We start from the raw sequence: 15,040 nt of genomic DNA on the forward strand, positions 1-15,040 counted from the left end.
AACGTAAGGGACGGACTGAATGACAGATCAAGTAATTCGCTACGGCATCCTCGGCTGCGGCATGATGGGACAAGAGCACATCCGGAACATTCAACTTTTAGAGAATGTAGAGATCACCGTGCTTGCCGAGCCTAACGCAGAAATGCGCAAAAAAGCACACGCGTTGGTGCCAACTGCCCGCTCGGTTGAAGGTTTGGATGAATTACTTGAAGCAAACGATATCGATGCCCTCGTTATCGCGACCCCTAACTTTCAGCATGCCGAGCAATTGCTAGGCATTATAAGCCGCAGCTCACTGCCGATCTTGATTGAGAAACCCATCTGTACGCAGATTGATGATGTTGCACGTTTGGTTGAAACTGCAAAATCCCACCCTGCACCGATTTGGGTTGCGATGGAATATCGCTACATGCCACCAATCACCTTGTTACTCGACTTGCTGGCACAAGGCGAGATTGGCCAGCGCCATCTGTTTTCAATTCGCGAGCACCGCTTTCCTTTCCTGCATAAAGTGGATGACTGGAACCGTTTCAACCACAAAACCGGCGGTACACTGGTCGAGAAATGCTGCCACTTCTTTGATTTGATGCGACTGATGGCCAACGCTAACCCTGTTCGAGTCTTTGCTTCCGGTAGTCAAGCAGTGAACCATAAAGACGAATCCTATGCCGGCGAAGCACCGGACATCCTCGATAATGCTTATGTCACCGTAGAATTCGACAACGGCACCCGCGCCAGCTTGGAGCTTTGCATGTTCGCTGAGGGCTCGCGCTATCAAGAGGAGATCAGCGTTGTCGGAGACAAAGGCAAGGTGGAATGTCTGGTTCCCGGCCCTGGCCGTTTCTGGCCGACAGACACCCTTGGCGTGCCCCCTGTCGCTCAAGTCATTTCCAGCCCACGCGATCCCAAGGGACCAAAACAAATGGAAGTGCCTGTAGACCCAACGCTTCTCGAAGCTGGTGACCATAACGGCTCCACTTTCTACCAACATCAGAAATTCCAGCGCGCTGTGTTAGGTGAGCAAGACGTAGAAGTGTCATTGGAAGATGGCTTAAAAGCCGTAGTGATTGGGCTGGCGGCGCAGGAGGCTATAAGGCTGAATCAGGTGGTGACCTTTAAAGATAATGGTCTGAGCTTTTAGGGCATGTCAAAAAATCCCCAAGAGGCAGAGCCACTTGGGGATCAGAACTGTCAGCTGTTGGACTGTAATTGATTGACGGAGTTTAGCTTTCTAAGGTCTGCTCCAGCGCTTTTTTCAATTCCAGTTCGGCTTTCTCAATCACCTGTTGAGCCTGCTCACGCTGCGCTCTACCCTCTTTCACTCGCGAAAGGGTATTGTTCAGGGTTTCGATCGTCAGCTTATTCACCGTTTCGAGTGAATCCAAATCCAGAATACCGCGTTGATAGTTTTCTGCGATTTGCTCTTCCAACACTTTCAACTTCTCAGCGTTCTGAACATACTGCTTGTTGGTGTAATCCTTAACGGCGCGTGTGACTTTTAGCGCCTTCTCTTTCTCGTAGTTTGAGATTGCGATAAGGAATTGGCGCTTCCAAAGTGGGAAGGTGTTATGAACGATATCTTGGATATCTTCCATCAGCATTTTATTGCCTTCCTGCGAAAGGCGTATTTGAGGTGCAGTTTGAATGGCTGCTAGGCGCGTTAGTTCCAAGTTGTGCACACGCTTTTCTAAACGGGCAACGGCTTGAGACGCATCACGGTATTTCTGAGCATCCAATGCATCACCGCTCTGCTCAGACTGCTGAAGCAATTCTGGTAGTACCTTTTCGTTCAGCTCATTGAGTTTGTAACGACCCGCCGCGATGTATTGCTCTAGTCCAGTCAACAAATCGAGATTATGGTCGTACAAAGTATCCAGTTGCGTAATGTCGTGCGCCAGTTTAACTTCCTGAGCTTCCAGACGGTCGGACAGTTGCTCCAACTGCCCTTTCACCGTATCAAAGCTGGCCGAAAACTTCTTAAACGAATCGAACATTTCGCCGATAAGCGGCAGTTTTGATAAGAAGCTACCTTTACCTAAGCTATCAAACTCAGCACTGTCCATGGAAGACACCATGGCATGAAGAATATCGCCCGCTTCACCACTGTCACGAACACGTACCTGATCCAGCACTTCATCAGAAAACGCCGTGATTTTCTCGAGCGCGTCTTTACCAAACGTGATGGTGGCGACGGTATCGAAGGGGTCGAAGCGGTCTGCAATTTCAATAATTTGCGGTGTCACTTCGATTTCCACCGGCTGATTCTGAGAATTGGTCAATTCAGTCATTGGATCTCCCTATCTTTTATGACAGCGTGTGGCAGGGGAATTTCTGCCATAGCTGTTCAAACTGTCGGCTAAACGCACTAACAAACCTGCGATCATCCGTAAGTGTAATGTCTTCCTGATTATATTTAGAGGCACTTCGCGTCCAGTTGAAGCTGCCGTTAATCAGCCGACATTCATCAAATATCGCAAACTTATGGTGCATATGGTACTGAGTCGTATCAATTTTGACGGCAACGCCCTGTTCTGCCAGATATTCCACATCACTGCCTTTGTCATACATCTTGTCATTATCCGTGACAATACGTACTTTCACCCCACGTTTATGGGCCTCAAGGATATGCTTGGTTATGTCGTTATCTGCTATCGTGAATACGCAAATATCAATCGTCTTTCTCGCCAGTTTCAGTTGCTCGATGATTCCAGCAGCACAGGTTCGTCCCGGCGAGAACCAGCTTGTTGCCGTTTGTGCTGTGTTGGCGTTAATCACGTTATCCAGCACCTTGATAACGCGCTCTAACCAGCGTACCAATGCTGCCGCATCTCCCTGATTAGCCAGTTCTTTCTGAACCAGCTTGAAGCTCAGATTGCGTAAGTAAGATCTGTCTTCATCACTGAGTACAGACTCTGCTAACTCAGCTTGTAACGTCCGACGTTCGCTGTCGTCGAGGCGGTAATCTTCCAGCGAGGCTTCAAGCCACGCCAACCATTTTTGTCGGTTCACTTATTCCCCTCCTTGGGAGTCGCTACCAAAGCGCGCAACGTGTTGGTTCAACATGGCGAGTTGCTGTACAACCTGGCCTGCACGATCTTCTGAATCGCCCATCATTTGCTGACGCTGATAACCGTCTGTGATTTCCTGCCAACGCGCTTTCTGCTCTGGTGTCATATCACCACGCAGTTCAGCCAACTTAAGCAAGTTTTCTTCCGTTCCTGCTGCCAGCGTCTGCGCTTCACCTTGATAGTGATCCTGCAACATGGTGTAGAGCTCATCATCTGTCATTACCGACGAAATCTTCTCCGCCAGCTTATTCATGTTCCGGTACGAGCCTTGCAGCTTAAATGGCGGCTCAACACGATACTGATCGGCAGTCGCTGCCGACTTGATATATTGCTGATTCACTCTCAAAACAGTTTGCTGAGCGGCCATTAACTTCTGAAGCGTTGAGATAATCTCATTGGATTCTGTCGCCGAATACGCATGGCTCATCTCACTGAGTGCAATACTTTCACCGTCTGCCATCCGCACAAAACGGTATAAGTCGTTCAAGTCACGGGTTGCCAGCGGCGCAAGCACAGAGTTCGACGTGAGTGAGTTTTCAATGAAGCTCAACTCAAAGGCTTGCTTCTGATCAGACAGCATGTCGCCAAGGTTATAAATGTCTGCACGGTTAGCTAGCATATCGGGTATGCGGAACGATTCACCGCTTTCTGTGTAAGGGTTACCCGCCATCACCACGGCAAATTTCTTACCGCGCATATCATAGGTCTTGGTTTTCCCTTTCCACGTTCCTTCAATTCGACGTGTACCATCACACAACGAAATAAACTTCTGGAGGAATTCAGGGTGAGTGTGCTGAATATCATCGAGGTAGAGAAGCACGTTGTTGCCCATTTCGAAGGCAAGGTTGATCTTCTCTATTTCGCGGGCAGCATTCTGATCAGGTGCATCTGCTGGGTCTAGAGATGTCGCCTGATGACCAATAGATGGGCCATTGATTTTCATGAATACGAGGCCAAGTTTGTGCGCCACGTATTCGATCAAAGTCGTTTTACCGTAACCTGGTGGGGAAATAAGTAACAGCATCCCCATCAAGTCAGTGCGTTTCTTATCGCCCAGAGTACCCATCTGTTTGGCAAAGTTATCACCAATCAGGGGCAGGTAACTCTCACTGATCAGTTTGTTTCGAACAAATGACGTCAGAGGGCGAGGCTTGAACTCGCTTAAACGGAAATCTTCTTTGGCAGAATTCAACAGCAAGGTGCGTTGGCTAAGATAGGCTTCGAACTGAGGCACGACTTTGCTTCGGTGGTACTCGTTGCGCTGGATAAAGTCATCAAGCACGATACGCAACTGCCCTTTCTCGATAAGGTCGTGTTCACCCAGCATTCCTTCCACATCCGCAACCAATGAGAAATCGACACTGCGGATAGTAAACTCTGAATAGGCTTTCAGAACGGCAATGGTTGCCGCTTCAACCACAAAAGCTTGTCCGTAGCATTTTTTATGGGTGTATGCGGTAAGCCACTGGAGATGGTCAGAATACGCTGACCCAATATCAGCACCTCCGGCTTGCCAACCCAAACTGCGGCGGAATTGAAGGTAATCTTCATAGAGGCTCAACGCGTCCTGACTGACATCAACGCTCAAATCAGACTCGCCAAGCAGGTTAACCAAGTAATCTGCCGCCTCGTCACTTTGTTCAGTCGCGAGCTCAGTCGCCAACTGTTTTTGAAGTTGCTGGTAAGCATCACCTGAGTTCAGGTGCTCTCTCAGTAGCTGCGCATTATTGGCTTGCTGGCGTAAGTTACTCAGAGTGTCAGCTTTTTGCGCCAGCACCCATCGAATCGCAGCGGAGCGCGCACTTTGACTGAAGCGTAATAAACCTGCTTGCTGATAGATAGGAAGAACCTTATCCAGAATACGCGTGGCATCATTGTCATGGATACCTTTCACATACCCCTCTTTATAGCGAGGTGCGGCGAACTTCTGTACACGTTCAGCCAGTGCATTGCCTTTTTGATCCGCATACAGCTCTTCGAGATTCAACCCATCTTGATTGTTCTCCGCGCTATGCAAAATAAGGTAAGCCAGATATTCCGCGCGGTAAACGTCATCACTTTCAGATGCCACGTCCAAGCGGGAAAAGGATTGCAGCTCAAGAAATTTTTTATCTTCAACCGCTTGATAGAAATCTGTACCTGAAATGTGAGTCGAAAGCTCCCCATCATGCTCTACGAGGCTGAGATCCAATGCCTGTTGATTCACGCTGAATCTGTGTTTGCCCAAACGCAGGACCTTCCCGCCCTGCTCAAAAATATCCTGATTATCGCGAAGGGAACGAAGGGATTGGTCTTGCAGTGATTTGAGCTTGGAATCGACGCTATCCGCTTTAACACTGTCGCCCAAGTCTCGAATAGTTTGGGAGAGCTGGTGAAGCTTGAGTACCATGGCATCGGTCGCGAAGTAGCTGTTCAAGCCTGCTACGTCGTCAAAGCGTTCCACCCGCTTTTCAATACTTGCCATGGTGACATTCGCGGCCTGCAACAGGTTCTGTACACGGCGCTGTTGTGCAGAAATGAGCTGCTGTTTGTGGTTGTCGAGCGTTGACTGGATTTCATCACGTTTGGCATAGATTTCAGCGAGGAACTGGTCAAAATCCGCAAAACGGGATTCCAGCTTATCTAGTTGTCCCACCAGCTTGGCGAGTTGGTTGTCACACTCATCTGGTGTTGACGCCTGCTCCATCGCGCTGCTGACGGATTGGCTAAGCAGCTTAAACTGGGCGCTGAATTCCGCCTGCGCTTCTTCGCTCTGTAACCCCTGAGATTTAGAACGCAGCTTGGCCGATACCGTATTCAGCATCGATGAGACTTCGGTCGTCAAATCCAGAATGCGCGTTGCCTGAGTAGGATCGTCCGTTTCGATGTCTGTGACTTCTTCCGTCACTAACTGGAGTTCGTTGCGGAGCGTGTCGACCTGCTCTTGCAGCTTCTGGATTTCAGCCGTTTTATCTACCGTTTCCAGCTGTTCTTCAATCGTCAGAATTTGCTTCTTAAACGGCACGTACGCCTTTTCTTCCTGAAGCAGGTTGAGCAATTGAAGATTTAAGCTTTCGCGCTGTTCCTGTAATTGTGTTTGCAGTTCATCGACTCGGGCTTCATCAATGTAGTGTTGCTGGCGAAGCGCCATGACAGTACCAACCTGACCTTTCACTTCGGCCAAGAGGCTGAGCAAGGTATTCGCTTGCTCTTTTGGTGCGAGTTTAATTTTACCAATGAGGTCAGAGACAATGGTCTGCTGCGCTTCAATGCTTTGCGCGGCGTGCTGCTGTAGTTGCTGTACCTTGGCAAATTCATCAATGATTTTGTCTGCGGTGCCCATCAACTCATTGATGGCAGAGCCAATACCCAAGGCATATTCATGACCTAGCCAAGTGTAATGGTCGAGCGTTGACTGACATTGCTTCAACAGCATTTCATAGGCTGCTTGTGTGACTTCTTCTGTCTGGGCTAACTGACAAATCGACAGTACAGAAGAAAGCGCCCTAACCAGTTCCGCATTACCCAGATTGAACAGCGGGCTGCTGCCATCTGACTGAGCATTCACACTTGCGTAGTGCTCTGGTGTTGAAAACGGTGTATCCCAGATGCGTAAGGGATGAATCGTCGACGCTTCTGCGTTTTCAGAAAGCTGAAACACAAGAAAGCGACCATCTGGATACAGGCTATAACCATGGCTTTCCATGGGAGCTTCAAATTTCTTTTCGATCAGGTTGTAGGTATAGGCGACGTAATAGCCATCAACCGCGTTGAAGAAGAAATACAGAATATCTTCACCGTTAGGTGACACGATTTTCTGGAAGAACTTCAAGTGACCGGATGGGAAATCAAACTGTTTACGCTCGCCATTAGCAAGGACATATCCGTTTGCATACAGCACACCGTGATCTTCCGGCAACGCTTTAGCACTGACGCCCAATGCATCAGCACGGGTGACCGACTGATTCAGCGGATTGTAGAGAAAATAGCGGCTGTGTTTTTCACGGTTGGGCTTAACGCGAAGGGCGATTAAATCGCCGACAAAGGCATAATCGATTTGCGCATCTGCCACACTTTGGTGCGCATCTTCAACTTCTTCGCGATAGATTCCCTTGCCTTCGGATGTATTGTCCTCAACCTTAATGGTCAGGTCACCACCCACACACTCCACAAACAGCTTGTCGCGAATAGACACATGCGGGTGTTCTCCCAGCACGTGGTCATCACGGTTTGTCGCAATCCAATCAAAGTCGTGTTGAACAGTGCTCTCCAGCGATTCATGCCCATAGGAATCCATGTACTCCACGGCATCTGTTTTTAGCTGGAAGCGAAACACTTTACGGTCTTCGGGACGGCTACCTATCTGAAAAGCGATATAAAGAATGCTTTCTTGACGGGAGATTTGGGAAAGGCGCGCATCACGATAGTAGGTGAACAGCTCAGTGAACTCGTGAACAAAACGCTGATCACTGAGAAAGCTCTTTTCAATGGGTAGTGGCTCCACACGGAACGTACCGTCATTTTCGTGCAGCTGATAAAGGCCAAACACATCATCCAGTGATGGCGATGCCTTCATACCGACCTGTACGTGGTAACCAAACAATAGCTGTTGGTTAACTTGCGCCATGTCGATGGGAATACATTTCGCATCGGTCTGCACATTGGCTTTGCCGACGAGCTTGAGTTCCTGACCACCAAATACGGTCTGGCGAGTTTGATTGAATGACTGAGAAAGAGATTTTAGCTGGTTGCCCTGTTGGGACAGGCGGGATTTGAGAACTTCATATGCACCACCTTCACTCACAGCTTTTTGAGTCGACTCTGACATGCTAATACCTATTCATCCCGCCTCCAATGAGGCGGGATTCTGTGAGAGTAATTGAGGGTGTTACGAGTTTTTGTCTGACGATGGCTCCAGTGTGCCTTGCAGTTTCTTCAGAAGCTCAGTCGCACCACCTTGCGAGTTCAGCAAGCTCGCCAAGGCGACGTTGCTTAAATCACTGCTCTTCAGGTCCGTGTTTTCCAAAATCGCTTTCAGATCTTCCGGCAAGCTACGCTCACCATCAACGTACTCAGAAACCAATGGGTTCAGCACCTTAGACTGCTCAAATTTCGCATCAACGGCTGAAGCATCCATGATGGTACGGCGGATCTGCTCCATGCCTTCACCGCCAAACAGACGGATATCTGCTTTCGCCAGCGCTTCTGCCAATGCCTGCGCGTTCGCGCTAACCACGGTTTTCTGCGCTTCGATGCGGGCGATTTCCAGCTCTTTGTCTTGCTGGAGTTGCATAACCCACTTGTCGTGTTCGCGCGTGTGGTCATCATACTGTTGAGCAGCTTCAAAACGCGCAGTTTGAGATTCTGCTTCCGCCAAGCCTTTCGCACGCAGTGCTTGCGCTTCTGCCTCACCTGCACTTTGCAGAGCAAAGGCTTCGGCTTCACCAGTTTCTTTAATCGCTTGCGCACGCTCGCGGTCAACTTCCACTTCTGCCAGACCCGTTGCGCTGATCATTTCTTTCTCAGCTTGAGCCATGCGCTCTTTCGCCGCTGCCTCACGCTCTTTCGCCACATACTCGGCTTCTGCACGTTTTGTCGTCACGATTTGGTCGGCTTCTGCTTCTCGCGTCTTCACTGCCAATGCATTTTCTGCATCACGCGTCTTCACTTTCAGCTCTGCTTCGTTTTCAATCAGCAAGCGTTCTGCACGCTCTTTCGCCGCTTCTTTCTCTGTACGTGCCGCCACCAGCGATTCAAGCTGCTTGGCTTCTGCAGCGGCTTCTGCTTCAACCAAACGGACACGTTTTTCACGGGCAACACGCTCGTTAACACGCAGGTTTTCTGTCTCTTCTTCTTCGCGGGCAATCTTGCGTTCAATTTCTACGCGTTGTGAACGTGTTTCAGAGACCGATTTCAACGCTTCTTCCACCGTGGTCTCTTTCTGCATTTCACGTTCAGCGACTTCTGATGCCGTGCGTACTTTTTCAGTTTCGACTGAACGGTTGAGCTCTTCTTGCTGGATAGCGACCTGACGCTGGTTGGCGATACGCGTCATTTCTACTTCCATTTCCACACTTTCGCGTTTCTTGGCAACCTCTTCTTGAGTTTCCAGCTTTGCTAGTTGCGTAACGCGTTCATATTCTTCACGTTTCTCTGAAGCTAGCGCCTCTTCCTGCGCTTTGATAATGTCTACTTCGCGCTGGGTGCGGGCTATAGACTCCTGCTCTTGCTTGTCGAGTTGCAAACGGTTTGCTTCCGCTTCGACGTTTTTCTTTTTCATCGTTGTACGCTCATCCTGACGGATAGCGTTGGTTTCCGTGTTTTTCTGCGCGGTAATCATCGAAATCTTGCGGATACCTTCAACATCAAGAATGTTGTCAGGGCTGTGTGCATCGAGCGCCGTCTGATCGACTTTGTCGATGACCACGTCGTAAATTTTGAAGCCATCCATTTCACTGCCGATGACATCAACAACCGCATCACGGAAAGCGCGGCGGTTGGTCAGCAGTTCTTCAAATTCGAACTGCTTTACTGCCGTTTTTAGGGCTTCTGAGAATTTTGGCTGGAAGTGCTCTTTGAGGCGATCAAGGTTCGAAGCTTCATGTGCCGTGAAGAGTTTTGCTACACGGATGATGTCATCTTCTTCATGGTTTACCCCGATATAGAAATCCACTTTCAGGTCTGCGCGGATATTGTCACGACAATGCAAACCTTCATATTCCTCACCTTCCTGATCTTTGCGGCCACTGCGGATGACAGAAATCTTTTTACGGGTGATATCCATGTATTCAAATTGGTTTACGATCGGCCAGACAAAAGTACCTGTCAGAGATGCTCGTGTACGATGTAGACCATTAACGATCAACGCGTCACCTTCACCACGCACTTTCTTATAACGGGATGTGATGAAAATCATCACAATGAGGAAAACAGCTATGCCACTGGCGATAAAAATAATGCTTGGGGAAATTTCCATTTCCTACTCCTGATAATTATTCCATTAAGCTTTTTTTGCTACGACGTAGCGGTCTGAAGCATCATCTTTGTAAACAATGATCACTTCATCTCCATATTGAATCGAACTGTCGTCCTGCAGCATTGCATCGAGCAGAAATTCATTTCCTTCATGCAAAACGACGACTTCACCTTTTTCCCTGTTAACAACATTGCTATGAACACGGCCCTTTAAGCCAATAAATTCCACCTTCGCAAACGTTTTTTTACGGTCGAACAATGGAGCCAAAGGCTTCAATAGCCAGGCTGATATCGCCAGAGAAATGTAAGCAACAATAGGAATAGAGATGATATTTGCAACCAAGAGTATCGGGCCGGAAATAAAACCTTGAGCGATATCGGATGCATAAAACGAAAGAACGGTTGCCACGAAAAACGAGACGCATAAAGCAACCATTAGAGGAACTTTTGAAAGGACTTGCGGAAGGAGAAGGCCTGAACCAGGCAGATTATCAAGATCGAATAGATCGATATCCGCGGTAAAACCTTCCACTACGTTGAAGACTAAATCGACCAGCATAATGAGAAAGAACACCACAAACGGAACAAAGAACACGCTTGTAGGGAACGTCATCAACATACCCAGAAATTCACCAACTGCCATTTATACTTCTCTAAACAAAGTGTTATATGATTTTTTAGTTTTTACTTTGACGTCTAATTGCTTAAACAAGCTTGTCCAGACTAACCTGAATTGGACACGTTTGAAGCAGTATCGTGTTCTTATATGATTCGGTTCAAATAAACGCTTCAAAATTCCATCCAGCATACAATTGTCACCAGATTAAGAATCCGCTGATGTGAATTAACTTACTAATATACTTAAGTTAGATGTATTGAAAGTTTAGATATCAAAGCAAAAACAACACCTCACAACCTTGTTTCCAGAATCACACCTACCGCAGTGCTCAAAGACAAGTGTAAATTTACGCAAATGATAATCGTTATCATTGAATTATTATTAAAGGCGACGTATTTTAGGGTGAAGTAAAGTAGTCAGAGAAGAATAATGAAGAAACCGAACCCGATTCAGCTTACTGTCGAAGCAAGCACAGCCATTACTCCCAATATGCAGCGTATCGTGATGCATGGTGAAGGACTTTCCCGCTTTCCTGCCAACTGCGAAGGCGGATATATTAAGTTAATGTTTGCGCCGGATGGCAGCACAGATCTGAGTTCACTTCCAGCGGGCGAAAGGCCTGTTATGCGCACCTACACTATCCGCGAGTTGGATTTCAGCACACACACGATCACAGTAGACTTTGTCCGCCATAAGGTTGATGACTGTGGTTGTGGCCATGCCGCTCGTTGGGCAATGAACGCCAAAGTTGGCGATACCATGACGATTGCTGGCCCTGGCACCATTCAGGAAATCAACAAAGAAGCCGATTGGTTTTTTATGGCTGCCGATATGACCGCCCTTCCTGCACTGTCTGTCAAAATTGCATCGCTACCTCAACATGCAAAAGGCCACGCGGTGATTGAAGTGCTTTCTCAAGACGATATTCAGCCGATTAAAGCCCCAGAGGGTATGCAAATCGACTGGCTGGTTAAAGGCGAAAAAACGCTGGCAGAGCAAGTTCAGGAAAAAGAATGGCTGGATGGCAACGCCGCCATCTGGTGTGCTTGTGAATTCGATTCTATGCGCTCGCTACGCCAATATTTCCGAAATGAAAGAAACGTCGAGCGAGACAATATTTACATCAGCAGCTATTGGAAAAACGGCGTAACTGAAGAAGGCCACAAAGTGATCAAGCAGAAGGATGCTGAGGCTATTGCTTAAAGAGCATCTTCGTTTATCTAAAATGCCGCGTTATTACGCGGCATTTTAGTTTTACCCTATACCCAACTAACCCGCTTTGAGCTTATATTCCTCAGCCAGCATTTCCGCCGCTTTTTCAGCGATGGGGTTCAACAACCCACTTCCCTGTGCTGCAAACAGGCTCTGCTTCATGTCGCGCGACCAGAAGCGGCGAACGTGGGAAGCGACTTCGTCGACCGTCTCTTGCTCGGTTCTGCCATGCTCAAGGTTGTCAGCGATTTGGTTCGCCATCGCATAAAGGCGTTCGTTACGATGAAGTTCACCGTCCATGTTCACTCCTGCTTAATCGCTGCTGTCTTGTATCGCCGCAGATAAATGAGCTTGTTGTTGTTCGTCGAACTCACGGAAACGTTGTTGCCAATCCGCCTGTTCCACTGCCACTTTCACCTGCACCGCCGTCACTTTGTATTCAGGGCAGTTTGTTGCCCAATCTGAGTTTTCCGTGGTGATCACATTGGTACCGGAAACCGGGTGATGGAAGGTGGTGTAAACCACGCCCGGTTGCATGCGATTGCTAATTTTCGCAGGCAAGGTAATCTCACCCGCGCGGCTAGCAATCCGGACTGGAGAGCCATCTGTAACACCGCGATCTTCCGCATCCAAAGGATGAATTTCCAATACGTCTTCCTTATGCCATTGGCTGTTGTCGGTACGACGTGTCTGAGCACCGACATTGTATTGCGATAGGATACGCCCAGTCGTCAGCAACAATGGGAAGCGTTTATTCACCTTCTCTTCTGTCGCCACGTATTCGGTCACCACAAAGCTGCCTTTGCCTTTCACAAATCCGCCGATATGCATAGTTGGGGTTCCCAATGGCGCTTCATCATTACATGGCCACTGGATGGAGCCCAGCTCATCCAGTTTTTCGTAGCTGACACCATGGAAAGTCGGCGTCAGCTTGGCGATTTCATCCATGATTTCGGAAGGATGCTTGTAATGCATCTCGTAGCCAAGGGCGTTGGCGAGATCCATGGTCGCTTCCCAGTCGGCTTTACCCGAAAGCGGAGCCATCACTTTACGCACTGGCGAGATACGGCGCTCCGCATTGGTGAAGGTACCGTCTTTCTCTAAGAAGCTGGCACCAGGCAGGAATACATGCGCAAACTTCGCCGTTTCGTTGAGGAAGATATCCTGAACGATCAGGCATTCCAACGATGTCAGCGCTGCTTCAACGTGTTGGGTATTCGGATCAGATTGGGCGATGTCTTCACCCTGCACATACATGCCTTTAAACCGACCTGCGATGGCAGCATCGAACATGTTGGGAATGCGAAGCCCAGGTTCATCATCAATCGGCACGCCCCATTCACCCTCAAACAACGCACGTACTTCTGGGTCTGACACATGACGATAACCCGGCAACTCATGCGGGAACGAGCCCATATCACAACTGCCTTGCACATTGTTCTGACCGCGCAGTGGGTTCACGCCCACCCCTTCACGACCGACGTTACCTGTCGCCATCGCAAGGTTGGCAATCGCCATCACGGCCGAACTGCCTTGGCTGTGCTCTGTCACACCAAGGCCATAGTAAATGGCACCGTTTCCGGCTTTGGCGTACATACGTGCGGCTTCCCGGATCAGCATGGCAGGAACGCCTGTGGCGCTTTCCATCGCTTCCGGTGAATGATGTTCATCGGCAATAAAGTCGCGCCATTTTTTGTACGCTGCCATGTCGCAACGCGCTTCAATGTACGACGTATCTTCCAAGCCTTCATTGATGATGACGTGTGCCAACGCATTCAACACGGCAACATTGGTTCCCGGACGCAGTTGAAGATGGTATTGGGCACGGACATGCGCCGCGTTGACCAGATCAATTTCGCGCGGGTCGATAACTATCAGTTTTGCGCCACTGCGAAGGCGACGTTTGAGCTGGGATGCGAACACCGGATGACCATCGGTTGGGTTGGCCCCGATAACAATAATCGCATCGGCTTTTTGCACTGATTCGAACGTCTGTGTACCTGCCGATTCGCCCAACGTGGTTTTCAGACCATAACCCGTCGGAGAGTGACAGACACGGGCGCAGGTATCCACGTTGTTGGTACCAAAGCCTGCGCGAACCAGTTTTTGCACCAGATAGGTTTCTTCGTTGGTACAGCGGGAAGAGGTGATCCCACCCAGCGCATTCGCGCCGTGTTTATCGCGGATCGCTTTGATCTTGTCTGCGGCAAAGCCAATCGCTTCTTCCCAACTTACCTTGCGCCAAGGTTCATCAATAGAGTCGCGGATCATCGGGTCGGTCACACGATCTTTGTGGGTCGCATAGCCAAAGGCAAAACGCCCTTTCACACAAGAATGCCCCTGATTTGCTTTGCCGTCTTTGTGCGGCACCATTCGGATCAATTCATCACCGCGCATTTCGGCACGGAATGAACAACCAACCCCGCAATAGGCACACGTCGTCACGCGATAATGGCTCGGGGTACCCAGTTCTATCACACTGTTTTCTGTCAACGCAGCCGTCGGACAGGCTTGTACGCAAGCACCACAGGACACGCATTCAGAATCCATAAACGATTCAGACCCAGCAACGATACGGGATTCAAAACCCCGACTTTCCACCGTCAATGCGTGTTGACCCTGAATCTCTTCACAGGCACGCACACATCGGGAACAGACAATGCATTTGCTGGTATCAAAGGTGAAGTAAGGATTGGAGGTGTCCTTTTCCATGTTTAGGTGGTTGTTACCTTCGAATCCGTAGCGCACGTCACGAAGACCAACTGCCCCCGCCATGTCTTGCAATTCACAGTCGCCATTCACCGCACAGGTCAAACAATCCAGTGGATGGTCTGAAATATATAACTCCATAACGTTACGGCGTAACTTGCGCAGCGCTTCATTTTGTGTGGTGACCACCATGCCTTCAGCAACGGGTGTGGTGCAGGCGGCGGGTTTTCCGCGCATTCCTTCAATTTCCACCACACACATACGGCATGAGCCAAACGCTTCGAGTGAATCAGTGGCACACAATTTTGGAATTTGAATATTCAGCATGGTAGACGCATGCATGACCGACGTGCCCTCTGGCACAGAGATTGGCCAGCCATCAATGGTCAGTGAGATTTGCTTAACGTCTTCGCCTTTAACAGCAGGCGTACCGAAGTCTTTGCTGCCTTGCTCAATGGGAATATAGAACTCAACCATT

The 15,040-nt window shown here is 49.0% G+C and carries 9 protein-coding genes; 2 read left to right on the top strand and 7 right to left on the bottom strand.

Going from position 1 to position 15,040, the window contains the following annotated elements; genetic code table 11:
- Positions 1–19: 19 nt before the first annotated feature.
- Positions 20–1,141, top strand: a complete 1,122-nt coding sequence (locus RN22_RS16680; RefSeq protein WP_046305958.1) for a Gfo/Idh/MocA family protein — start codon at positions 20–22, stop codon at positions 1,139–1,141.
- A gap of 82 nt (positions 1,142–1,223) precedes the next feature.
- Here RN22_RS16680 and RN22_RS16685 read toward each other — a convergent pair whose 3' ends face one another.
- Genes RN22_RS16685 through RN22_RS16705 form a run of 5 tightly spaced genes read right to left on the bottom strand, consistent with a single transcriptional unit; the run spans position 1,224 to position 10,665 of the window.
- Positions 1,224–2,288 carry a toxic anion resistance protein gene (locus tag RN22_RS16685; RefSeq protein ID WP_046305960.1) on the bottom strand — a complete coding sequence of 355 codons (1,065 nt, stop codon included), beginning with the start codon at positions 2,286–2,288 and terminating at the stop codon, positions 1,224–1,226.
- 16 nt (positions 2,289–2,304) lie between these two features.
- Positions 2,305–3,009, bottom strand: a complete 705-nt coding sequence (locus tag RN22_RS16690) for a phospholipase D-like domain-containing protein (protein WP_046305962.1) — start codon at positions 3,007–3,009, stop codon at positions 2,305–2,307.
- Positions 3,010–7,875, bottom strand: coding sequence for a DNA repair ATPase (locus tag RN22_RS16695; protein WP_046305964.1), 4,866 nt, complete (start codon positions 7,873–7,875; stop codon positions 3,010–3,012).
- Positions 7,876–7,935: 60 nt separating this feature from the next.
- Positions 7,936–10,023 carry a peptidase gene (locus tag RN22_RS16700; protein ID WP_046305965.1) on the bottom strand — a complete coding sequence of 696 codons (2,088 nt, stop codon included), beginning with the start codon at positions 10,021–10,023 and terminating at the stop codon, positions 7,936–7,938.
- A gap of 24 nt (positions 10,024–10,047) precedes the next feature.
- Positions 10,048–10,665, bottom strand: coding sequence for a DUF1449 family protein (locus RN22_RS16705; protein ID WP_046305966.1), 618 nt, complete (start codon positions 10,663–10,665; stop codon positions 10,048–10,050).
- A 405-nt stretch (positions 10,666–11,070) separates the two neighbouring features.
- Here RN22_RS16705 and RN22_RS16710 point away from each other — a divergent pair, with 405 nt between their 5' ends.
- Entirely contained in the window at positions 11,071–11,844 is a 774-nt protein-coding gene (locus RN22_RS16710) for a siderophore-interacting protein (protein WP_046305967.1), read from the top strand.
- A gap of 66 nt (positions 11,845–11,910) precedes the next feature.
- On the opposite strand, the gene RN22_RS16715 is transcribed toward RN22_RS16710, so the two are convergent.
- A complete protein-coding gene (locus tag RN22_RS16715; protein ID WP_046305968.1) occupies positions 11,911–12,153 on the bottom strand; it encodes a formate dehydrogenase subunit delta in 243 nt (80 codons plus the stop codon).
- Positions 12,154–12,165: 12 nt separating this feature from the next.
- Entirely contained in the window at positions 12,166–15,039 is a 2,874-nt protein-coding gene (gene fdhF, locus RN22_RS16720) for a formate dehydrogenase subunit alpha (RefSeq protein ID WP_046305970.1), read from the bottom strand.
- Position 15,040 lies beyond the last annotated feature (1 nt).

The organism is Grimontia sp. AD028 (genome assembly GCF_000973155.1).
GTDB classification, from domain to species: Bacteria; Pseudomonadota; Gammaproteobacteria; order Enterobacterales; family Vibrionaceae; genus Enterovibrio; species Enterovibrio indicus.

Excerpts from the sequence above, each read along its gene's own strand:
- RN22_RS16710 (WP_046305967.1), top strand. The coding sequence starts at position 11,071 with ATGAAGAAACCGAACCCGATTCAGCTTACTGTCGAAGCAAGCACAGCC.
- RN22_RS16685 (WP_046305960.1), bottom strand. The coding sequence starts at position 2,288 with ATGACTGAATTGACCAATTCTCAGAATCAGCCGGTGGAAATCGAAGTG.
- RN22_RS16680 (WP_046305958.1), top strand. The coding sequence starts at position 20 with ATGACAGATCAAGTAATTCGCTACGGCATCCTCGGCTGCGGCATGATG.
- RN22_RS16700 (WP_046305965.1), bottom strand. The coding sequence starts at position 10,023 with ATGGAAATTTCCCCAAGCATTATTTTTATCGCCAGTGGCATAGCTGTT.
- RN22_RS16695 (WP_046305964.1), bottom strand. The coding sequence starts at position 7,875 with ATGTCAGAGTCGACTCAAAAAGCTGTGAGTGAAGGTGGTGCATATGAA.
- fdhF (WP_046305970.1), bottom strand. The coding sequence starts at position 15,039 with ATGGTTGAGTTCTATATTCCCATTGAGCAAGGCAGCAAAGACTTCGGT.
- RN22_RS16715 (WP_046305968.1), bottom strand. The coding sequence starts at position 12,153 with ATGGACGGTGAACTTCATCGTAACGAACGCCTTTATGCGATGGCGAAC.
- RN22_RS16705 (WP_046305966.1), bottom strand. The coding sequence starts at position 10,665 with ATGGCAGTTGGTGAATTTCTGGGTATGTTGATGACGTTCCCTACAAGC.